At 74.3% G+C, this 21,596-nt stretch carries 21 protein-coding genes and 1 tRNA gene; 15 read left to right on the top strand and 7 right to left on the bottom strand.

Annotation, left to right across the window (positions count from 1 at the left end):
* Nucleotides 1–121: 121 nt before the first annotated feature.
* Nucleotides 122–2,518 carry a glycoside hydrolase domain-containing protein gene (locus AB6N24_RS03710; protein ID WP_412868083.1) on the bottom strand — a complete coding sequence of 799 codons (2,397 nt, stop codon included), beginning with the start codon at nt 2,516–2,518 and terminating at the stop codon, nt 122–124.
* A 14-nt stretch (nt 2,519–2,532) separates the two neighbouring features.
* Entirely contained in the window at nt 2,533–3,591 is a 1,059-nt protein-coding gene (locus AB6N24_RS03705; RefSeq protein ID WP_412868082.1) for a hypothetical protein, read from the bottom strand.
* A 379-nt stretch (nt 3,592–3,970) separates the two neighbouring features.
* On the opposite strand from AB6N24_RS03705, the gene AB6N24_RS03700 reads away from it, so the two are divergent.
* A tRNA-Pro gene (locus tag AB6N24_RS03700) sits at nt 3,971–4,044 on the top strand.
* Nucleotides 4,045–4,203: 159 nt separating this feature from the next.
* Here the strand turns inward: AB6N24_RS03700 and AB6N24_RS03695 are convergent.
* From AB6N24_RS03695 to AB6N24_RS03685, 3 genes are read right to left on the bottom strand one after another with little or no spacing between them, the layout of a single operon-like run.
* Nucleotides 4,204–5,460, bottom strand: coding sequence for a DUF4097 family beta strand repeat-containing protein (locus AB6N24_RS03695; protein WP_412868081.1), 1,257 nt, complete (start codon nt 5,458–5,460; stop codon nt 4,204–4,206).
* On the bottom strand, nt 5,457–6,125 hold the full coding sequence (locus tag AB6N24_RS03690) for a response regulator (protein ID WP_412868080.1): 669 nt from the start codon (nt 6,123–6,125) through the stop codon (nt 5,457–5,459). The genes AB6N24_RS03695 and AB6N24_RS03690 overlap by 4 nt, the downstream gene beginning before the upstream one ends.
* Entirely contained in the window at nt 6,113–7,825 is a 1,713-nt protein-coding gene (locus tag AB6N24_RS03685) for a sensor histidine kinase (RefSeq protein ID WP_412868079.1), read from the bottom strand. The genes AB6N24_RS03690 and AB6N24_RS03685 overlap by 13 nt, the downstream gene beginning before the upstream one ends.
* Nucleotides 7,826–8,273: 448 nt before the next feature.
* On the opposite strand from AB6N24_RS03685, the gene AB6N24_RS03680 reads away from it, so the two are divergent.
* Both AB6N24_RS03680 and AB6N24_RS03675 read left to right on the top strand, forming a co-directional pair.
* A complete protein-coding gene (locus tag AB6N24_RS03680; protein WP_412868078.1) occupies nt 8,274–8,741 on the top strand; it encodes a hypothetical protein in 468 nt (155 codons plus the stop codon).
* A gap of 158 nt (nt 8,742–8,899) precedes the next feature.
* Nucleotides 8,900–9,181, top strand: a complete 282-nt coding sequence (locus AB6N24_RS03675; protein WP_412868077.1) for a hypothetical protein — start codon at nt 8,900–8,902, stop codon at nt 9,179–9,181.
* A 166-nt stretch (nt 9,182–9,347) separates the two neighbouring features.
* On the opposite strand, the gene AB6N24_RS03670 is transcribed toward AB6N24_RS03675, so the two are convergent.
* Entirely contained in the window at nt 9,348–9,809 is a 462-nt protein-coding gene (locus AB6N24_RS03670) for a hypothetical protein (RefSeq protein WP_412868076.1), read from the bottom strand.
* Nucleotides 9,810–10,468: 659 nt separating this feature from the next.
* Here AB6N24_RS03670 and AB6N24_RS03665 point away from each other — a divergent pair.
* From AB6N24_RS03665 to AB6N24_RS03650, 4 genes are all read left to right on the top strand, one after another.
* Nucleotides 10,469–10,705: a LuxR C-terminal-related transcriptional regulator gene (locus tag AB6N24_RS03665; RefSeq protein ID WP_412868075.1), complete on the top strand. Its 237-nt coding sequence runs from the start codon at nt 10,469–10,471 to the stop codon at nt 10,703–10,705.
* 294 nt (nt 10,706–10,999) lie between these two features.
* Nucleotides 11,000–12,121: a suppressor of fused domain protein gene (locus AB6N24_RS03660; protein WP_412868074.1), complete on the top strand. Its 1,122-nt coding sequence runs from the start codon at nt 11,000–11,002 to the stop codon at nt 12,119–12,121.
* Nucleotides 12,122–12,201: 80 nt separating this feature from the next.
* Entirely contained in the window at nt 12,202–12,525 is a 324-nt protein-coding gene (locus tag AB6N24_RS03655; RefSeq protein ID WP_412868073.1) for a protein kinase family protein, read from the top strand.
* A gap of 152 nt (nt 12,526–12,677) precedes the next feature.
* On the top strand, nt 12,678–13,988 hold the full coding sequence (locus AB6N24_RS03650) for a HEAT repeat domain-containing protein (protein ID WP_412868072.1): 1,311 nt from the start codon (nt 12,678–12,680) through the stop codon (nt 13,986–13,988).
* Between the two features lie 76 nt (nt 13,989–14,064).
* Here the strand turns inward: AB6N24_RS03650 and AB6N24_RS03645 are convergent, their stop codons facing one another.
* On the bottom strand, nt 14,065–14,274 hold the full coding sequence (locus AB6N24_RS03645; protein WP_412868071.1) for a hypothetical protein: 210 nt from the start codon (nt 14,272–14,274) through the stop codon (nt 14,065–14,067).
* A 513-nt stretch (nt 14,275–14,787) separates the two neighbouring features.
* On the opposite strand from AB6N24_RS03645, the gene AB6N24_RS03640 reads away from it, so the two are divergent.
* From AB6N24_RS03640 to AB6N24_RS03605, 8 genes are all read left to right on the top strand, one after another.
* Entirely contained in the window at nt 14,788–15,489 is a 702-nt protein-coding gene (locus AB6N24_RS03640) for a DUF6518 family protein (protein WP_412868070.1), read from the top strand.
* A gap of 184 nt (nt 15,490–15,673) precedes the next feature.
* Nucleotides 15,674–16,414: a hypothetical protein gene (locus AB6N24_RS03635; RefSeq protein ID WP_412868069.1), complete on the top strand. Its 741-nt coding sequence runs from the start codon at nt 15,674–15,676 to the stop codon at nt 16,412–16,414.
* A gap of 135 nt (nt 16,415–16,549) precedes the next feature.
* Entirely contained in the window at nt 16,550–16,915 is a 366-nt protein-coding gene (locus tag AB6N24_RS03630; RefSeq protein ID WP_412868068.1) for a YciI family protein, read from the top strand.
* Nucleotides 16,916–17,073: 158 nt separating this feature from the next.
* Nucleotides 17,074–17,730: a hypothetical protein gene (locus tag AB6N24_RS03625; RefSeq protein ID WP_412868067.1), complete on the top strand. Its 657-nt coding sequence runs from the start codon at nt 17,074–17,076 to the stop codon at nt 17,728–17,730.
* Between the two features lie 127 nt (nt 17,731–17,857).
* Complete coding sequence (locus AB6N24_RS03620) at nt 17,858–19,438, top strand: collagen-binding domain-containing protein (RefSeq protein ID WP_412868066.1); 1,581 nt, start codon at nt 17,858–17,860, stop codon at nt 19,436–19,438.
* An 86-nt stretch (nt 19,439–19,524) separates the two neighbouring features.
* Nucleotides 19,525–19,857, top strand: a complete 333-nt coding sequence (locus tag AB6N24_RS03615) for a YnfA family protein (protein ID WP_412868065.1) — start codon at nt 19,525–19,527, stop codon at nt 19,855–19,857.
* A gap of 131 nt (nt 19,858–19,988) precedes the next feature.
* Nucleotides 19,989–20,600: an ATP-binding protein gene (locus AB6N24_RS03610; RefSeq protein WP_412868064.1), complete on the top strand. Its 612-nt coding sequence runs from the start codon at nt 19,989–19,991 to the stop codon at nt 20,598–20,600.
* A 129-nt stretch (nt 20,601–20,729) separates the two neighbouring features.
* Entirely contained in the window at nt 20,730–21,590 is an 861-nt protein-coding gene (locus AB6N24_RS03605; RefSeq protein WP_412868063.1) for an alpha/beta fold hydrolase, read from the top strand.
* Nucleotides 21,591–21,596: the final 6 nt, after the last annotated feature.

Genomic DNA, 21,596 nt, shown 5'->3' with positions numbered 1-21,596 from the left:
TGTGCCCTCCTGCACAGCGAAGGGGGAGGACGCCCCGCGTGCGCGAGCTGACCGGGAACAGGACCAGCGCCTCACCAGTCGCCTCACGAAGCCGCCCAGCCGAGCACCGGACTCGGCTGCTTCACGAGAGCGGGCGCCCCGCGAGCCGCCACAGCACGGTCACGAACGCCTGGGCGACCGCCCGGGCCTCGCCGCCGAGCTCGCGCCGGCTCGTGACCGCGGCGCTGCGCTCGCCGGGCCGCCGGGTGCCCGAGAACTGCGCGACCGGGCCGTCGCTCCACGGGGTCCGGGGGTCGACGAGCGCCGCCACAGCACTGCGGGCGGTCACGTGCCTGCCACCGAAGCGCGCGTCGAGGAACTCCGCGAAGCGCCACGTGGGGTCCAGGGCGGACCGCACGAGGATCTCGCGCACGACGTCCGCGACGCCCCGCGACGGGTCCGCCTCGCGGGCCCGCGAGACGAGGTACGCGTCGACGTCCGCGACGAGGTCGGCGCGGGTCAGTGCGCCCGTCCCCGTGCCGATCCGCTCCGCGAGCCAGGTCTGAGCACCGCCGCGCGGCTCGGGGCCGGACTCGCGGGCCGTGGCGTACTCGGCCCAGAGGGCGACGAGGTCCAGGGCCCAGCTGCCGAGGTCGCCGCGGCCGACGGTAGCCGGGTCGTCGCCGAAGCCCGCGATCGACCAGGCGCGCGCGCTCGCCGCGAGGTGCGCGAGGTCGCCGTCGTAGTCCACGGGACTCGCGGCGGGCGGCGGGGTGGCGAGGAACCGGGCGCGCGCCGCCGCGACCTCGGACGCCGCCGGCTCCGGGAGCCGGGTCTCGGCGAGCGGTGTGGACGCCGTCCAGGCGGCCGTCGCGAACCTGCCCGTCTGCGCGTGGTGCAGCACGAGGTCGTCTGCCTGGGCGCGGGCCTCGTCGGACGCGCCGCGGAGCGCGACCTCGGCCTCGAAGCGCAGCTGGGTCAGCGACCAGAACATCTGGTGGAAGCCCGCGTCGTCGGTGCCGCGCGGGGTCTCGACGAGCCCGTCGGCGCCGACCGGCTCGGCCCTCGGGGAGCGGATGACCTTGTCGATCGTCACGACGCCCGCCCCGGCGCCCACCGTGAGGGTCTGGACCTGGTCGTACGCCCACTGCGGGGGCAGCGGGAAGCCGAGGTTGCCGCTCCAGCCCCGGGACATGCCCGCGACGAACGCGCTCACGGCGAGCTCGCGGGCGCACACCCGCGCGCACACGTTCCGCGAGCCGTACACGCCGACGCGGTACTCCCCCGCCCGCGCGGCGCCGATCCCGCGGTTGACGCCCTCGAAGTAGCGGATGACCCGCGCGTCGATGTCGTCGTTCGTCGCGTCGTAGTCGACCGCGAAGTGGATGACGGCGCCGGGCAGGAACCCGAGCTGGCGGGCGCGGCGGGCGGCGGCCAGCCCGTGGCCGTAGCCGATCTCGTCGGTGAAGTACTTCGCCTCGTTGCCGAACTCCTGGTAGATCGGGAACGTGGTGAGCCCCGCGGCCAGCACGTCGTCGAGCTCCGTGCGCCGGTACCGCTTCGTCGCGACGCTCATGTAGCGCCCGACCGTCCGGTAGCCCGCGTCGCGCAGGGCGGTCGCCGTCGCGGGGGTCAGGGGCGTCGAGGTGTCCGCCGCGGTGCCGGGGCGGTCCGGGTCGCCCGAGCTCACGAGGAGCGAGGCCCAGGTGGCGAAGTCACCGACGCCGGTCGGGGTGAGCTGCACGAAGTCCTGGAACGCCGCCACGGCGTCCGACGTCGCGGTGCCGAACGTGCCGTCGAACGGGGTGTCGTAGCCGTTGCAGAGCAGCGCGCCCTGGAACAGCCGGACGAACGCCGCCCGCTCGTCGGTGCTGCCCGGCTCGACGTACGCGGGGCCGCGCAGACCGGCCTGCGTACCGGGACCGAAGTTGCCGTTCGCGACGCCGTCGGCCATCCCGATCTCGTACTGCACGCCGAGCATCAGGCCGCGCTGGAGGTCACGCGCGTAGCGCCCGTCGCACGGGACGACCGCGAAGTCGAGCCGGGGCAGGTAGCGCGCGTTGAGCCACTGCTGGAACGCCCGGACCTCGTCACGCCCGCCCGGCACCGTGAGGTAGGCGTCCATGCTGAGCAGGCTCTTCATCACCTTGACGTCGACCGCGGGGGTCGTGCCGGGCAGCCCGAGGTCCTGCAGGGCGCGGACGACCGCGAGCGCGAGCGCGTCGTCGAACACCCCGTCGCGCACGTCGCCGCCCTGGTAGCCCTTGCACCACAGCGCGCACCGCAGGATCCGCACGACGTTCGACGCGGGGCTCTGCGGGGTCAGCGTCCCGACCTGGGCGGCGAACCGTGCGCTCGTCGTCACGCCGAAGTTGTCCGAGAGCGCGGTGATCCCGAGCTCGACCTGGAGCCCGCGCGTCAGGGCGAAGACCGTGCGCCAGCCCGTCACGCCGTCGACCTCGACCGGCGTGTAGCCCGCGACCGCGCCGTACGTGCTGTTGACCCAGGCCTGCGCCTCCTGGACCCAGAAGTCCGCCATCGTCGCTCCCCCGCTCAGGTCGTGCCGCACGTGGCGGACTCGGCGTGCGGGGTGCCCGAGGACGTGAGGTCGCTCACGGAGTACCGGCCGGTGGCGCGCTGCGGGCGCGCGGCGTCGTCGACCCCGGCGAGCGTGACCGTCGCGTAGTGCAGTCCGGCGACGTCGTGGCCCGAGCCGGACGGGGTGACGTCGAGCGCGACGTCGAGCACCGCGTCCGCCGGGACCTCGTCGCGCAGGTGCACGACCGTCCGCAGCAGGTCACCCACGCGCGTCGAGACGACCTCCACGCGCGACCGGTCGAGCGGGGCGCCGTCGAGGCGCAGCTCGGACGCGGTCACCGCGGCGACGAGCCGGGCGTCGAGGTCGACCGTGACGCGCGCGCCCGCGGGGACGGGACCGGGCCCGACGCCGGCGACGCGGACGCCCACGGGGAACCGGTAGCTGCGCGCCGCACCGGCCGCGCCGACGCCGCACGACGTCCACGCGGCGGCGAGCTCGGCACCCCACGGCTCGCGCGGCGCGGTCGTCGACACGTCGGCCCACCGGTACTCGCCCGCGCCGCCCGTGAGCGTGAGCGCGAGCGGGACGACGTCCGCGACGTTCTCCAGGGGGTAGAGCGCACGCGGCACGAGCGGCAGGAGCACGAGCGTCGGGGCGTCGTGCGGCTCCGCGCCGGGCGCGCTCGTGAGCCCGAACCGCAGCTCCGTCGCGCCCTCCGGCGTGCGCTGCTCGGCGACCGGGACGGTCCAGACGCGGCCCGCGCTCGACAGCATCACGTCGCCGCGGCGTGCGAGGAGCCGGGGGTCGAACACCAGGACGCCCGCGAGCTCCGGGGTCGACGGCGTGAGGCCCCGCACCTCGAGGACCCGCGGGACCTCGGCGAGCGTCTCGGTCGCGAAGTCGGCGTCGAACCACGCGAGCGTCGTCGTCTCGACCGCGGACGACGACCACGGCCCGCCGGCCGGCACGGCCTCTGCCGCCGGCCCGTCGTGGCCGTGCGCGCTCGTCGCGAGGCCGACCGCGCCGGCCCCGGCCCCCAGGACCGCGAGCGCGGTGCGACGGGTGATGTCCACTGTGCCCCCCTCGGTCCAGGCCGGCGACGACCCTGTCGACGACAACGAGCGACGACCGGAGCCGCCGCGACGAAACACGGTGTCAGACGCGTACCGGATGAGGCAACCCTCATGCACCGCGCGTCGCGAGGGTTCCGCGGAGCGCGTAGGCGGAGTACCCGGCGGTCGGTGAGCGCCCTGTGCGCGGCGGCGTCCGGTGCGCGGCCGGCACTGGCCCCGGCCCGAGGCGCGGTGCGGGGATGCCCCCCCGGTGGGGCGGCGTCCCACACATCCTCGTCCCGTCGAAGGCGTCCCCAGCCGCCAGAGCACGCGGACGTCGTGGCCGTCGGGGGCCGTTTCGACCTGCGCCCCCGACTCCGCTATCCTGAGCAGGCTCAACCGGGGTGTGGCGCAGCTTGGTAGCGCGCTTCGTTCGGGACGAAGAGGTCGTGGGTTCGAATCCCGCCACCCCGACCGGGTGAGAGCAGAGGGCCCCGACCAGCGGACGCTGGTCGGGGCCCTCTGTCGTGCCACCCGCAGCCGGGCCTGCCGATCGCGGAGGCCGGTGCCGCGCACGGCGGGCCGGGCGGGGTGACGCCCGGCCCGGCCGGCGCGGTCCGGTGGTGCTCCGGTTCAGCGCGGCCCGAGGTAGGACACGTCGCCGCTGCCCGAGCGGATCGACACCGAGCGCGACGCCGACGGGTCGGTCGCGGCCTCGACGAACTGCTGGCCGTCGGCCGTCGAGATCTCGAGGCGGACCGGCGTGCCCGTGCCGTGCACCGTCACGGGGCCGTCGCTCGAGGACGCCTCGACGTTCCCCTGGACCGCCGCGACCGTGACCGAGCCGCTGCCGGAGACGGCCGTGGCGTCGCCCGTGACGTCGCTCACGTCGACCTGACCGTCGGACGACCGCGCCTCGACCCTGCCCTTCGCGCCGACGACCGCGACCTGGCCGCTGCCCGAGACCGCGAGCGCGTCGCCGTCGGCGCCCAGCACCTCGACGGACCCGTCGGAGCTCTGCGCCTCGACCCGGCCGCCGGCGTCCGCGACCGCGACGCGACCGCTGCCGGAGCGGGCCACGACCTCGCCGTCGGTGTCCCGCACGTCGACCGACCCGTCGCTCGTCCGCGCGTCGACGGTCCCCCGCACGCCCGCGACCTCGATGCCGCCGGACCCGGAGCCCGCGAGGACGTCGCCGCCCGCGTCGACGACCCGCACGTGCCCGTCCGACGAGCGCGCCTCGACGCCGCCCGTCGCGTCGTGCACCTCGACGCCGCCGGAGCCGGAGACCGCGAGCACCGTGCCGTCGATGCCGTCGACCGTCACGCTTCCGTCCCCCGAGCTCAGGTCGACGTCGCCGGCGATACCGGTCGCCACGATGCTCCCGGACGAGGACCGCACGACGACCTGGGTGTCCTCGGGGAGCCGCACGTCGAGGCCCGCGGTGCAGCTCCCGAACCAGATGCCCGTGCACCGGTGCTCCACGACGAGCCGGTCACCCTGCAGCTGGCCGCCGAAGGAGGGGTCGACGAACCCCGAGCGGCTGCGCGCCACGACCTCGACGTCCCCGGTGCCCACCGTGACCTCGACCGGGCCGTCGGCGACGAGCTCGACGACGTCCGCGGGTGCGAAGTCCCGCTGCTCGGTGGCGGTGCTCTGGGCGAGCGCGTCCGCGCCCTGGAAGCCCGCGAGGAGCAGGAGCCCTCCGCCGACGATCCCGCCGGCCCAGGTGAGCGCGCGGGCGCCCGGCCCGCGCGGGGACGGTGCGGGCGGCAGACCCGTCGGCGGCTGCCCGCCGCCGGGCGGCGGTGCGTCCGGCGTGCGCGGGGCGCCGGAGGCCCCCGGGGTGAGGACCGCGGTGTCCGCGAGCGGCTCGTGGTGCGTGGTCATGGTCGGTCTCCTCCGGTGGGTTCGTGCTCGAGCCAGCGCAGGACCGCGAGCACGCGCCGGTGGTCGTCACCGTCGGGGGCGAGGTCGAGCTTGGTCAGGATGGACGTGACGTGCTTCTCCACGGCGCCGAGGCCGATCACGAGACGTTCGGCGATGGCCGCGTTCGAGCGGCCCTCCGCCATGAGGCCCAGGACGTCGCGCTCACGCGCCGTGAGGGCGTCGAGCCCGGCGCGCCGGCCGCGGGCGAGCAGCTGCGCGACGACCTCGGGGTCGATCACGGTGCCGCCGCCGGCGACCCGGCCGACGACGTCGAGGAACTCGTCGACGTCGGCGACGCGGTCCTTCAGCACGTAGCCGAGGGCGCGCACGTCCCCGGCGAAGAGCTCCGCGGCGTAGCGCTGCTCGACGTACTGCGAGAGCACGAGCACCGGGAGCCGCTTGTGGATGCTCCGCAGGTGGACCGCGGCGCGCAGGCCCTCGTCGGTGTGCGACGGCGGCATCCGGACGTCGGTCACGAGCAGGTCCGGCAGGGCGTCGGCGCGGCTCATCGCGGCGACGAGCTCGTCGGCGGTCTTGTGGGGGGTCACCTGGTGGCCCTCAGCCTCGAGGAGCCGGGTCAGGCCGTCCAGCAGGAGGACGGAGTCCTCGGCGATCACGATGCGCACGGCACCTCCACGGTGAGTCGGGTGCCGCTGCCGACGGGGCTGTCGAGCGTCAGGGTGCCGTCGAGCACCTCGACACGGCTGCGCAGACCGTCGAGCCCGCTGCCGGGTCGGGCGGTCGCGCCGCCGCGGCCGTCGTCGACCACCTCGAGGCGGAGCACGGAGTCGTGCACCGTGGCACGGACGGTCGCGGTGCGGGCGCCCGAGTGGCGGGCGACGTTGGTGAGGGCCTCGGCGGTCACGAAGTAGGCGGCCGCCTGCGCGCTCGGGCCGGCGGCGGCGAGCGACGCCGGGTCGGGCACGTCGACCGTGACCGGGACGGTGCACCGCGCGGCGAGCGCCGAGAGCGCGGCGTCGAGCCCACGGTCGGTCAGCACGGCCGGGTGGATGCCTCGCACGAGGTCGCGCAGCTCCGCGAGCGTCTCCTTGACCTCGCGGTGCGCGTGGTCGAGCGCCGCGGCCGCGGCCACCGGGTCCTGCGCGGCGGCGCGCTTGGCGACGCCGAGCTCGACCCCGAGCGCGACGAGGCGCTGCTGGGCGCCGTCGTGCAGGTCGCGCTCGATGCGGCGGCGGTCGTCCTCGGCGGTGCCGACCGCGCGCGTGCGCGTCTCGCGCAGCTGCACGGCGCGAACCTCGGCCTGCGACGCCCGGTCCTGCGCCGCCTGGGCCGCGACCCGGGCGGCCTGCACCGCGGCGGCGCTCCGCGGCCACCCGAGCAGGCCCCGCGCGAGGCGCACGTGCAGCAGCGTGAGGGCCTGCAGCCCGAGCGGCCACACCCAGGTGCCCACCAGGCCGGCGAGGACGAAGAGCGGCACCCGGCTGACGGGGACGTCCGTCGACGCCACGTAGAGCGGGAAGGCGACCCCTGCGAGCGCGAAGCCGCCGAGCACCCAGATGAGCAGGGCCTGCAGCCCGGTGACGCCGAGACCCAGCAACGCGTACGCGAGGTGGGCCCAGCCCCGGACGTCCGTGAGCACGCCCCACGCGCGACGCCACAGGCGGGCATCGACCGCCCGGCGGTACTCGGGTGCGGGGATGTCGACCCCGAGCTGGGCGTGCAGCCGGCTGCGCTCGAGCCCCGCGAGCGGCCGGGCGACGAGCAGCGTCAGCGTGAGGAGCGGGATCCCGACGACGAGCAGCGCGAACGCGACGGAGAACGCGAGCGCCGAGACCAGCGCGATCGACGCGGCCAGGAGGAGCCACATCCCGACCGTCGCCTGCGACACCGCGCGCCACGTCGCGGCGCTGACCGGTGCGCGCAGCAGCTCGCGGCCGCCGGTGAGCGCGGGGGCGACGACGCGCAGGTCGTCGTCGACGCTCAGGGCGGGGGCAGCGAGCGGGTGCGGGGTCGCCGCGGGGACGCCCGTCGCGGCCCGTGCGCTGGGCGTCGGCGCGGTGGCGGCCGGAGCTGGTGCGCCGGTGGTCGGCACACCGCCGCTCGGCGCGGGAGCGGTGAGCACGGCCGTCGGCGTCACGTCCGCGGCCGCGGGGGCCGGACGTGCGTACGCGGGCACCCCCTGCGCGGCGGGCGTCACGGGCACGGCGGGTGCGCCGCCCGTGGTGGAGGCGGGCGTGGTCGAGGCGGGCGTCGGGGCGGTGGGGGGCGCGGCTGCCGCGGACGGCTCGGTGGCCGGGTCCGCGGGCCCGGCGGAGCCGCTCGGTGGGGCCGGCGCCGGGGTCGGCGCGGGGACGTCGGAGGTCATGGGGACGACGCTAGGCCCCGGCGTGCACGCGGCCCCAGCCTGCGGTCCCCCACGTCCCGGGTGGGGGCTGCCCCACCTCGCAGGGCGGTCGTGGCGTCGCGCTCCTGGTGCCGCGGCGGTGCGCTGAACAACCCGACACCAGCCTGGCCCTGTGCCGCTGACGACCTCGGCTTGCTGTCCCGGGGTCGAGCGCTTCGATGCACGGTCGACGACGGAGCATCTGATCTCCTCGGCGCACAGGCCGCCGGCAGCGCCACAGTCACACAACTCATCGGCACTGCACCGGAGCCGCCGGACGTTGAGTGCGCGAGTTCTGAACGCTGCCACGCCGAGCCGCCCCACGGACCTGCGGGCGTGCACTCGAACGATCGTTTGAGTACATCCGTGGGAGGGCACGACGGGTCGCGGCGCCTGACGCGTCTGCATGGTGACGGCTAGCGTCGCTCCGGTGACCATCACCCCGAGCCGCCCGCCAAGCTTGCCCACCTTCGCGGTCGGCGCCTCGGCCATCGCCGCCCTGCTGCTCGTCAGCGCGTGTGCCGACGGGGGCCTCGGGCGACGTGCGGCCGAGGACGCGCAGCGCAAGGCGCTGCTGGTGATTACCCGGGTCGACAACGCCGTCGCGGAGGAACCGGGGTCGCGCGGCCAGGTGCTCGCCGAGGCGGTGGCGGCCGCCGCGACGTCGATCGGCGCCTTCATCACGACGAGCGACGTGACCTCCTCCGGCGTGGAGCTCGGACTCGAGATCGACGGGAATGCGACCAGCGGCGGTGGGCTGTTCGTGAGCTCGGCGGACCGTCGGCTGTGCCTCGTGCTCACCGTGGATCCCCGCGAGGACCCGCCCTCGCGGCTCCAGGACGTGGAGTGCACCGACCTGCCGCCGGGCTACAAGGAGATCGACGTCGACGATCAGTGAGGTAGACGACGCTCCGGTGGCTGACAGCGCATGGGCATCGCCGAGCTTCCTGAGATGGTCCTCACGTAGCGTCTCGACACCGCCAATGGGCCCCTGTCTCGTGCTTGCCGTACCCAAACCTTCGTTCAGGTGCACCCGTCGGCCCGGAACGGTCGATCATGCGCCTCGTCGGCGGTGCGCAGTCAGCCGACGATCGAATGCTCCAGACCATGCTTCGACGTCGTCCCGGACCTACGGCTCCAGCAGAGGCCGAGTTCTCCGCCAACGTGATCGACGCCGTGACCTTGGCGCCGGACCAGCGCTCCCTGACGCTGATCATCGTGGCTGACGAGAGTCCCACGGGCTCCGACCGACAGACCGAGGCGCTGCAGTGGAGGGTGAACGACTACGCGGCCTACGCCCTCGTCGGGCAGATGGCAGTCGATTACCCCGGCTGGTGACCGCCCCGATCAGCACGAGCGATGGCCCCTCGTCACGGGGGCGGTCGTAGCCGATCGCCGTGCCGTCGGCTCAGTACACGTGCGGCATCACACTCCCCCTAGGCACGCGGCGACCAACTCGTCGCCGGACTCCACGCCGACGTCGCAGCGGCCGCCGCCGACCGGCTCACTTCCGGGTCATCGTGGAGTCGTACCCACCCCCGCCCGGGTACACCCAGGCGCCGTCGAGCACGCGGTCGCCGTCGCTGAAGCTGCCGCGGAAGTATGCGGGGCTGCCCTTCGGACCGCCCCAGATCGTCAGCGTGTCGCCCTCGAGCTCGTAGGTGTAGTCGAGGGTGTTGCCCTGCGAGTCGTAGAACCGCGACGCGAGGTCGGTTCCCGCGGGCTCGCCGAACGGGCGCAGGTGGCCGATGATCTCGAGCCCGGTGATCCGCTCGCCGTGCTGCTCGAGCTCGACGTGCTGGAGCAGGAAGTGCCGGCCCTCCATCCACTCGTAGCGCACCTCCCCCTCGGCGCCGCCGGTCACGGTCCACTCGCCCACGAGCCGGTCGAGAGCCGCCACGGCGGCGCTGGGCGCCGGTCCGTCCGCGCCACCGTCGGTGTCGATTACGTTCTGGTCGTCGCTCATGCCGTCCTCCACCTCGTCGAACGAACCGGTGCGGTCCGCTTCCCTGAAGCTAACGGACCGCTGCGGTCCGTTCAAGAGGTAGCCCGACCGACATGTCCGCGACCGCACCCCGGCGCGGCGGCCGCGCCCACGAGGCAGCAGTGAACGACGGGCGCATCTTCGACGCCGCTCGTGCAGTCCTCACCCGTGACCCACAGGCACCGGTCGCCGAGGTCGCCGCCGCAGCCGGCGTGGGCAAGTCGGCCCTGTACCGGCGCTACGCGAGCGAGGGTGCTCCTGCTCCAGGCGGTCGCCGTGGACATCACCCCTGCTTCATCGTCCTCATCGAGGACGCCCACCGGGCGCTCGACGACGGCGCGGACGGTCCCGCGGGCCGTGGTCGACGCGGATCTGCACGCGGTGCTCATCACACGGGGGCGCTTGCCGGGTCGCCAGGCCTCGGGTAGTGCATGAGTCCGAAGTGTGTCAGTCCGGCGGGCCATGCCCGGGGTCCGTGCGACCGGCTCGGCGGGCGGCACTCGGCGACGCTGCGGCGGAGCCACATTCGCCCGCGAACCCGCGTCACGAAGTCGTCGGTGGCCCATCTCCTAGAGCGAAGGCGCAGGCAGACCTCGGGGTAGTCACCCCGCACTGCGCACTCTGGCCCGGGGGGGACCACCATGACGATGCTCGACACAGACCGACCCACCACCGCAGCGGCCGATGTGCGCCTCACCGGCCGCGAACGGGTGGTGCTGCTCGAGCTGGCCGAGAACGTCACTCTCGAGGAGATCGCCGCCCGGCTGTGGGTCACCCGCAACACCGTCAAGACCCAGGTCCGGACCGCCTACCGCAAGATCGGGGCATCCACCCGCGCCGAAGCGGTCGCCTGGGTCCGGGCCTCTGGCCTGCGCTGACCCGCACACCGTCGCAACGGGGCCCAGGTCCTGACCGGCAGGGGCTAGCGTCGGCGTCAGGGCGCGGCGGGGAACCGGTCGGCAAGATGCGCCGCAACTACGGTCCGCTCCTCGGCGGTGAGGTCGCCGTCACGCGTGAGCATCTTGCCCAGTCCGCGGCGCCCGAGGAGCGGGACGTCCCCGATGCTGGCAGCTGAGCACCGCCATCCGCCGTGATCGTTCGACAGCACCCTCGCTCGTGGCAGGGGACTGCTTCACCTCGTGGCGGCGCTCCGCGCGCCTCGGGCTCAGGGGATGCTGGGACACGTGATTGTTGAAGGTGGCGCCCCGGGCATCGCCGCTGCGCTGCGTGCGTTGTACGGGCAGACGGAGCCGGACTTCCGCTGGGTGACCGAGCACCGCTGGCAGGACGGGGGCCCCGATCCGCTGGACGAGGTCCGCGTCTACACCCGGGCCGACCCGGTGCCGCACTGGCACTACGTCGCAGTCGGCTTGACCTCGACCGCGGTCGGCACGCCGGACACCCGCCACGTCCTCGACGATCCCGAGGACGGTCGCGGCTGGACCTTCGAGCTCACCGCCCGCCTGGCCCGCACCGACAGCCCCGAGCACGAGCACCCCCCGGTGTTCATGGCGAACCTGCTGCAGAACCTCACGCGCTACGTCGTGGAGACGTTCACCCCGTTCGGGCCCGGCCACACCATGGACCTGTACGGCCCGATCCAGCAAGACTCGACCACACCCGTCGGGCACGTCCTGTTCATGGAGGACCCCGAGCTCGGACGCGGCCCCCGCGGGGACACCCGAGAGGCCGGCGCCGAGGCGATCGACTTCCTGCAGGTGGTCGGCCTGACCGCCGACGAGGCTGCCGCGAAGAAGACCTGGACCGACACAGGGTTCGCTGCGCTGTACGAGCAGTACTACCCGCTCCTGGTGACTCGGCTCGACCGGGACTCGATCCTCACCGTCCCGCGCGCGCTCGCCGCTGTCGAGGCAGGCCGCGCCGCAGACGGGTCCTCCCTCGGGGGACTGGTCGTCGAGCAGCTCACCGTCACCCAGGCCAGCCGCCTCGCACGGTTCCGACGTCGAGCCCACCTGACCGTCACTCTCGGCGCCGACGTGGTGGAGACCCTGCGCGTCGCACTCCCCCTGCGCATCGGTGCCGGGGACGACTTCTCCCTCGAGAGCGAGCACGCCTGCGTGACGTTCTCACCCGAGGCGCACGTGGACCCGCACGAGCACGAGCCGGGCCACTGGGTCATCGCCCTGACCCCACACCAGGCCCACGCCGTGGCCGCGCAGCTGCTTCCCCGAGCCGGCACCTACCGCGCAGCCGAGCTGGCCACCGTCGACTTCCTCGTCGAACCCACCACGGTCCGCGACCACGACGACACGCCCCTCCGCACCATCGGCTGAGCGTGACACGCACCTCAACTTTCGTTTCGGTGCACGTAGCGCGCGTTCTCCTGCTCAGCGGTGTGCGGCATGCTCGCCCTGTGTCTGAGAGCCGCAACTCCTGGGGTGGGCTATCGGGCGAGCTGTTCGCAGACATGATCCTGGAGCGACTCGCCGGGGAAGGATTCGCTGGCGAGGTCGAGGTGATGCCGTGGTCGGAGCTCGAGGGCGGGTTCAGCGTCACGGTCCGGTCCCCGGAGCCGGGCGTCCTGTGCTGGGTCGTCGACTGGGTGGACGGCGTGCGGATCCTCGATCCCAACGCGGACGACCTCACCGTTGCACAGGCGATGGAGTACATCTGCCTGCGCAGCCACGGACACACGGCGAAGGAAGCGTCGAAGGCGGTTCGGCACCGCCCTCGGTGAACCCCGTCCGGTGACTGCCGTCGAGATCGGCGCGTCGCCGGACACCTCCGCCCCCACCCCCCGTGAGACCTCTACCCACTGGCGCACTTCGCGTTCCGCCGTCGGTGCGAGCGCGCCGCTGGTCCGAGGAGCACGGCGGCTACGGTGCCGTCGTGGACTCGCTCTCCGACCTGCCGCTCGCGACTCTCGTTGCGGCTGCGCTCGAGGAGGCACGCCACGGCACCAGCGACGCGCCGCCGCTCCACCTGCTCGAGCTGCACCGGCGCGCCACCGACGACGTGCTCGACCTCGCGCTGCGCTCGACGGCCAGTACCGACCCGGACGAGCGCGACCTGGGCATCAGCATCCTGCGCGAGCTCGGCCCCGCCGACGCGGCCCGCCGGCGTCCCTTCAGCGACCGGGTTGTCCCCCGCCTGCTCGCGCTGCTGCACGCGACGAGCGACCCGGCGACCGAGCGGAGCCTGCTGCAGGCGCTCGCCTTCAACGGCGCGCGAGAGTCGCTCGAGGAGTTCCTGCGCCGCGTCGACCACCCCGACGACGGAGTCCGCGTCACCGTGGCATTCCAGCTGCCGGGCCTGACGGACCCGGACCGTCCGAGCGCCGCGGTGCTCGACGCCCTCGAGCACCTCACCCACGACGCGGACGCCGACGTCCGGTTCTACGCGCTCTACGCCCTCGTGGCGGAGGACGGCTTCGGGGTCGATCCGGCACGCGCGCTGCGCGCCGCCCGACACCTCGTCGACGACCCTGACGGCGTCGTGCGCGATCTCGCTCGGGCCCACAGCGCGGAGCGGATCGCCACACCGCTCGGCCCGCTCGCGCTCCGCCTGACCTGCGGCGGGGTCCCGCTCGGGGTGCCGTCCGCATCGTCGGTCCTGCCGTCCGGGGCGCGCACGGCCCGGTGGGACGACGTCGGCGGCCTCACCATCGACGTCCTCGTCGTGCCCTACTCCTACGACAGCGTGCTCCTCGAGCACCCGCGGTGCACGTGCTGGGGCATCGAGTGGCGCCTGCACGCCCGGATCGACACCGGGACGATCCGTGTCCACGCGCAGCTGTCGGACGGCATGGAGGGTGTGCGCGGCGGCGGCTGGCACCTCGCGGCGACGCTGTTCGCGGACCCCGACCACGCGCTGGCCGTCGGCGGGCCCGCGCACGACGCCTTCGACGACGAGCTGGTTGCGGGGCTTCAGGCGCCGTCGTGGCGGGGGTCGTTCAGCGGGCAGACGCCGCCCTCCTACGGCGCGGAGGCGAACCTCCGCGGCCTCGGCTGGCTGTTGCCCGGGCTGCGCGCCGGCGAGAGCGCGGCGACTCACGTCGCGGTCGCCTGGACCCGACTCGGTCCGGAGAAGGCCGACGACGCGACGGAGTGCGCTGTCGACATCACCCGCGCGAGCCTGCGCCGGGACGCCGGAGTAGAGGCGCCGGGCGCCGCTAGTCATGAGAGCACCAGCGCGTCCTGAACCTCTCCCGGCGCCGAGAAAGGCCCTGGGCCGTGAGACATGCACCCGAACCATCGTCCAGGTACAGCGGAAACCCCTAGGGGCGCAGCCCGCGACGCTCCAGCTCAGCCTCGGCCGCCTGCAGCTTCGCCCGCCACATCCGGGCCGCCTTCGGGTTCCGACCCGCACCTCGAGCGACCGACTGCTCGGCGCTCTCCCGCGCCACCCGCACGCGGTCCCGGACGCCGTCGTTCGACAGGCCGGGAAGGTCGCTCTCCCACTGATCGATCAGTCGGCTCCTGGACATCGCCACCTCGCGCTCGTCGCTCTCTTCACGCTTCGCCCGCCGGGACACAGCGCCGCCCGCGCCCACCCGCCCGGGCAGCCGAGCTCGGTGCGCACCGTAGCTCGGCACCTTCTCGACGCACTGAGTTGGCCCAGCGCAGGCTCCCACGCGTACGGCTGTTCCGCAGGACCCTGGCACCCCGCTACGCGTACATGTACTCAAACTTTCATCGGCATGGCTGAGGAAGCTCGACGCCTTCGCAAGCTGGGGCTCCCCCTCATCACCGCGCAGCACCGGCCACTCGCCCGGAGAAACGTGCACCTAGACGATCGTCTCCGTGCACCCACCTGGCGGCGGGCTCATGTGTGCCGCTGGTCGGTGCGGCGCCGTCGCCGGCACCCCCGCTGCCGAGCGCGCGGCCGTGGGTGAGCGATGGCTGACGCCCGTCTGTCAGACCGCGGGATGAGGACCGTGCGTCGGTGATCCGACCACGCGGCGACGTCAGAGCCACCTGCTGTGCTGCAGCGTTCGACCATGAGCGAAACTGCCGTCACGACGATAGCCCCGCGCACCGCACCAGCCGGGGTCGGGCGGCGCCTCGGCCAGGGCGAGGGGTTGGGCGCAGCACTGGTGCTCGGCGCGGCGGTCGTGGTCGGTGTGGCGTGGGGGGCGGCGACGTCCGGCTTGCAGACGGTGCTGCCGTGGCCGTTCGCGGGACTGGCCAACGCGGTGGGCCCCTGGGTGGCTCCCGCATTCCTGGTCGGCGCGTGGAGCAGGCGACCCTGGAGCGCGGTCCTGGCGGGTGTCCTGGTGTGCTTCGGAGAGGTCGCCGGCTACTACGTCACGTCCGCGCTGCGGGGCTTCGGCGTCAACCCGGCCATGGTCCTGATGTGGGCCGCCACGGGTGTGCTCGGCGGGCCGGTGCTGGGGGCGGCCGGGTGGTGCTGGCGGCGTGCCCGTTCGCTGCGCACAGCCACGCTGGGGGCGGCGCTGCTGGGTGGGGTCTTCCTCGCCGAGGGTGTGGTCACATACGGCGTCTACCTGCGCTACCCGGGCGATGCCGTCGTCTTCTGTGTCCTCGGCGCCGTCCTGGTGGCGGGGCTCGGCGCTACGGCGTCAGCGGCGCGGGCGGCTGGTCCACGTGCTCGAGGCGTTCGCGCCGCTGCGGCGTGGCTGCTGCTGGTCCTGCCGCTGGGTGCTGCAGGAGAGGTGCTGCTGCACAGCGTTATGACCTGAAGGGCTGCGATCGGTCGGCAGCGTCCGGCTGACCATGAGCAAGCGAGCCTCCTCGGCACGACGAGTTCTTCGCCTTCGTCGAGGTGCACCGCCATCGGCGCCGGCGTCGCTGCGGTCCGAGCGGCCGACGAACTCACCCGTGCCGGGGCGCGTGGGTGCAGCACGGCTCTGGGAGGCTCGATCCATGACGGTCGCGGATCGCGAGCTCCGCGCCTCGGCACCCTCGCTGTCCGACGACGAGATGGGCGCCCTCGCCGCGGACCCGAGCCCGCGGGTCCGCCGGGTCGTGGCCGGTCGCGACGACCTGACCGCTTCTGCGGCCGGCGCGCTCGCCGGCGACCGGGACCGGGAGGTTCGCGAGCGGTTGGCGGACAACCCCGCATGCCCGGCCGGGCTCCTCGGGCACTTGATGGACGACCCTCTTTGGCGCGTGCGGTGGACCGCCGCCCAGAACACGTCCCCGGACCCGGCCGTGCGCGAGACCGCGCTGCGGTCCCCGCGCCCCGACGTACGCGAGGCACTTGCCCGACGACGGGACCTCACGCTGGAGATGAGCACGGCCCTGGCCGGCGACCCGCACGTCGACGTCCGCCTGCAGCTGCTGTGGAGCTCTCCGTGGCAGCAGATCCCGGTCCACCTCGCGGCGGATCCCTCTCCCCGAGTCCGCGCCGAGGTCGCCGGTTCCGACAGGGTGACCGGGACCCCGTTGCGCGAGCTCGCCAGCGACAAGACCGCAGCGGTGCGTGCGGCTGCCGCGGGAAACCCCCGTACCCCGCGCGACGTCGTCATGAACCTGGCACGGGACCGCTCGACGGCGGTGCGACGGGCCCTCGTCGCACTGCGTCCAGGCGACCCGGAGGTCTCCGCCGCCCTCCGCGACGACCCCGAGCCCGACATCGCGCGCCGAGCAGGCCGCCGCCCCTGACCCGCCTCGCACACCCGCGGAGCACGAGTCGCGCCCGACCAGGTCGTCGCCGGCTGTTGCGCCCGCGATGAGTTTCGGCAGGTCACGGGGTCGGAACCTTCGACAGCACCGACGGGACCACCTGGGAGGGACCCCATGCCGCAGTACTTCCTCACCGTGCCGCACGACTCCGCCGAGGAGCCGACCATGCAGTCGATGCAGGACATGGACCCGGCCGCGCTCGCGGCCGTGGTCGCCGAGATGGATGCCTTCAACGCGGACCTGACGAGCTCCGGCGCGTTCGTCGTCGCCGGCGGGCTCATGCCGCCGTCGACCGCCGTCACCGTCGACGCGACGGGCGGCACGACCGCTCGCACTGCCGGCCCCTTCGTGGACGCCCCTGCCTACGTCGGTGGCTTCTGGGTGATCGACGTCGCCGACGAGGAGGCGGCGGTGCAGTGGGCGGAGCGCGCTTCGAAGGTCCTCGAGTCCCGCATCGAGGTGCGTGCACTGCAGGGCTGACGCACGGACGGCGCCCGGTCCTCGCACACGGGGCCGGGCGCCGGTCCGTGGTGGTGTCGCGCCAGGGCCACCACGGACGGGTGCTTCCGCCCTCACGTCGGCGCATCGACTGTCGATCTACCCGGGGACGGCGTATCGACTGTCGAGAGGGAGCGGTGATGGCCACGTCGAGCGAGAGCCCCGCTCGGGAGCAGGGCAGCATGACGTCAGCGATCGTGGTCGGCGCGGTGACGGTCCTCGCCCTGCTGGGCATCGCTCAGGGCGTGAGCATCGCGGCGCGGGCCGCCACCGACGCGACGTGGGTCGTCTCGGTCCCCGTACGCGTGACGCCGTCCCTGCCCGACGACATGCCCCAGACGGGGCTGATCGTCGACGAGACGGCGACCATGGAGCGCATGCCGACCGCCCCGGGCGGCGGCCTGATGATGTGGCTCGAGCACGCCGACCCGCTCACCGCGCGTCTCGCCGCCGCGCCCGGCTGGATCGCGTGGCTGACCGCGGGCGTCGTCGTCCTGCTCCTGCTCCCCGTCGTCCGCTCCACCTCGAGCGGGCGACCGTTCGCCGCCGGCAACGCCGGCCGCGTGACCGCCACCGCCCTCACGGTCGCGGCCGGCTGGGCGCTGGCCACGGCCCTCCCCGTGCTGGCTGCGCGACGGGCCGTCGAGCGTGAGCTCGGCAACGTCCCCGCCGCCTGGTTCGAGCCGCGCCTCGAGCTCCAGTGGTGGCCCGTCGCCTTCGCCGGCGCGCTCGTGGTCCTCGCGCTCGCGGTGCGGCACGGCACGAAGGTCGTGGCCGACACCGACGCACTGGCCTGACGGAGCCTGAGCCGGACCACCGCGTCGTGTCCCACCTCGGCGCGCTGCTCGACGACCGCGGCACGACGCTGAGGGCCGTCCCACAGCCGGGGTTGCCTCACGGCCGACCCGCTGATTGCATCGGTGGATGCGGCGACGCCGAGGTCGAGGGCTGGGGACGCTCGCGGTGTGCTTCCTCGCGCTCACGGTGCTCGCGCCGCCGGCACGCGCGGACGTCCCGCCGGTCAACCCGGTGACGCTGGGAACCGTGCCCGCGGCCAACGGCGGGTTCTCGGTGTTCGTCGAGGGCGACACGCTGCTGGCGGCGGACGAGTCCGAGGGGTCGATCGCGACCGGCGGGGACCTGACGTTCGCGTCGACGTACAACGTCGCGTTCCAGACCGACATCGGCCGGACGGGCGGCATCGGCCTGCTCGTCGGGGGCGAGATCGTGTGGCCCGCCACCCAGAACATCCTCCGGGTCGAGCAGGGCCAGATCCGCGTCTTCGGCGACCCCGCCACGTTCGACTTGCGGAACACCGACCAGAACGGCGTCCCCGACCTGCCCTGGCGCGTCGTCCCCGAGGGGGCGGCCTACGAGTCGGAGCCGCGGGTCGAGGGCCGCATCGGGCAGGACCCCGCCACGGTCGACGACCCCGTGCCCGGCCTGGACCTCACCGCCGCGTTCACCCGCTACCGGGCCCTGTCCACCGAGCTCGCCGCGTGCCCGGTCAACACGCGCCTGCTCGACGCGAACGGCAACCCCGTGACCCTGCCCGCGCCGCCCGGCACCAACGCGGTCCTCCAGCTGACCCCGGGCGTCACGAACGTCCTGACGATCAGCGGCCCCGACCTCGGGAGCCTGTCGACGCTCGGCTTCTCGCCGGTGCCGACGGCGAGCACCCCGCTCGTGGTGAACGTCCTGGGCGAGCGGCTCGACGGACGTGCCCCTCAGCTCACGGGTGTCGGCGGTGTGCAGGCTCCGTACATGCTGTGGAACCTCCCGGAGGCCACGTCCGCGCGGTACACCGGCGCCGGAGCCGTCGAGGGGACCGTGTACGCCCCGTTCGCCGACCTGTCGTGGGACACCACGATCAACCTCCAGGGCAACGTCGTCGCCCGGAACTTCGAGCACGCCACGGGTGCGTTGGGCACCACCCCGCGTGAGCTGCACGACTTCGCCTTCGACACCACCGTGTCGTGCCCGTCCGCGACGGGCACGGTGACGCTCGTCAAGCAGACCGCGGGCGGCGGACCGGCCGCTCCCGAGGACTGGACCCTCACCGCGGACGGCCCGACGGCGGTGTCCGGGGCGACCGGGGACCCCGGCGTCGTCGCCGCCCCTGTGGCCCCGGGCGACTACGTGTTGTCCGAGTCCGGGGGCCCCGACGGGTACTCCCCCGGCGCGTGGACCTGTGACGGCGGGATCCTCTCGGACGACACCCTCACCGTGGCGGCCGGCGAGGTGATCGTCTGCACCGTGGTCAACACCTGGCTCGGCGGCGCGACGCCCACACCCACCCCGTCACCCACCCCGCCGGTCCCGTCCCCGTCCCCCTCGGCGCCCGGGCCCGTCGGTCCCGGCGCGCCCGGCACCCCGGACGACAGCTCCCAGCTCGCGGCGCTCCCCGCGACGGGAGGCCCGACGGGCTCGTTGCTGGCGCTCGCGCTCGGTACGACCGCCGTGGGCGCGGCGGTCCTGCTGCTCCGGCGCCGGGCCGGGAGCTGAGCCGACGGCACGCCGTGGCCCCGGAGGAAAGCATGTGCGGGTGCTCGCGCGCGACGGTCGGGAGCTGACCCCGGGAGACTGCACCCATGACGTTGCTGCGTTCCCTCACCCTCTTCGCCGTGGCGGCCCTCGCCGAGATCGGCGGTGCGTGGCTGGTCTGGCAGGGCGTCCGCGAGCACCGCGGCGCCCTGTGGATCGGCGCCGGCGTCGTGGCCCTCGGCGCCTACGGGTTCGTCGCGACCCTGCAGCCGGACGCGAGCTTCGGGCGCATCCTCGCCGCGTACGGCGGGGTCTTCGTCGCCGGCTCCCTGGCCTGGGGCATGGTCGTCGACAAGTTCCAGCCCGACCGCTGGGACGTCACCGGCGCCGCGATCTGCCTGCTCGGTGTCGCCGTCATCATGTACGCGCCCCGCCCCTGACCTCGCGCACCCCTCCCTGCAGGACGTCCGTCCAGATGTCCTACAGTCGCCGGGTCCGCCGCCGATAGATGAACTGTCAATCAAAATGGCGGTGGTCGGACCTCGGTCACCGCGAAGGTCCGGGGGGACTCATGATCGAAACGCTCGACCACGTGCACACGCTGACCCGTACCGGGGTGCACCCCGCATCCCGCCGCTCGACCCGGCGCACGCACGCTCCCGTGGGCCGCCCGGCCCGCCCGCGGGTCCCCACGGACGGCGCCCCGAGCGACCTCGCCCCCCGGGCGCAGCGCACCGCGCCCGTCCTGCCGGCGCCTCAGCCGAGCCCGGACGGCTTCGGCCTCGACCTCGGGGCGCAGGCCGGTCCCTGGCTCGTCACGTACGTGCGCCGGCGCATCGCCAGCAACGCCGCCTGCTGCTGGGCCACGCCGGACGAGAGTCTCGTCATCGAGCTCCTCGCCAGCGAGATCCTCACCAACGCCGTCATCCACGGCCCGGCGGGCGGTGATGTCGTGGTCCGCACCGCCTACCGCGAGGGCACGTTCAGCGTCGCCGTCAGCGACCAGAGCACCGAGCTGCCCGTGCTGCGCGACCCGCACCCGACCGCGACCTCGGGGCGTGGCCTCCACGTGGTCGACAGCTCGGCCGCCGCGTGGGGCATCGACCCGAGCGCCACGGGCAAGACGGTCTGGTTCACCTTCCGCCTCGCCCGCGGGTACGGGACGCACGCCCGGCAGCGCTGAGCCCGCCCGGAGCACCGAGAGCACCGGGAGCACCGGGAAGCACCCCGACCGCCTCCGCGACCTGGTGTTGACTCCGCTCGCTAACGGCATTAGCTTATGGCTACAGCCGTTAGCCACCTGGAGGACGTCGTGACCGCTCCCACCACCCACAGCCTCACCCTGGACGACGGCACCCTCGTCTACGACCTCGTCGGCGAGGGCCCGCTCGTCGTGCTCGCCCACGGGATGGGCGACAGCCGCCGGTCCTACCGCTTCCTGGCCCCCGCCCTCGCGGCCGCGGGCTACCGCGTGGCCAACCTCGACCTCCGCGGCTGCGGCGACTCCAGCCTCGCGTGGACCGGCTACAGCCGCACCGACATCGCCGGCGACCTGCTGGCCCTCGTCCGCCACCTCGTCGGGACCTCGGGCGACCGGGCCGTCCTCGTGGGCCAGTCGATCAGCGGTGGCGCCGCGACCGTCGCCGCTGCCGACGCACCCGACCTGATCGCCGGGGTCGTCGAGCTCGCCCCGTTCACCCGCACGCAGTCCGCCGACCTGGGCGGGCTGCTGCGGAGCAAGCGGTACCGCACGTCGGGGACCCTGCTGGCCCGGACCCTCCTCCTGGGGAGCCTGCCGGCGTGGATGGCGTACCTCGAGCTGGCCTACCCCACCAAGCCCGCCGACTGGTCCGACGAGAGCGCCCGCATCCGCGCCTCGATGAGCGAGCCCGCCCGGATGAAGGTGCTGCAGGCGATGGCGAGGTCCAGCCCCGCCGACGCCGGCGCCCGGCTCCCCGACGTGACGTGCCCCGTCCTCGTCGTGGAAGGCGGCCTCGACCCCGACTGGGCCGACCCCCGCGCCGAGGGTGAGCGCATCCTGGCCGACCTGCGCCCCGGTCTCGGTCAGCTGGCCGTGATCGACGAGGCCGGGCACTACCCGCACGCCCAGACGCCCGACAAGCTCCTCGCCCTCGTCCTGCCCTTCCTGACCCGGACGCTGGCCCGTGCCTAGGGCCGG

Source organism: Cellulomonas jepli (genome assembly GCF_047229345.1).
GTDB lineage: Bacteria > Actinomycetota > Actinomycetes > Actinomycetales > Cellulomonadaceae > Cellulomonas_A.
The sequence above is the reverse complement of the archived record's forward strand: the minus strand, read 5'-3'. Positions and strand labels throughout refer to the sequence as shown.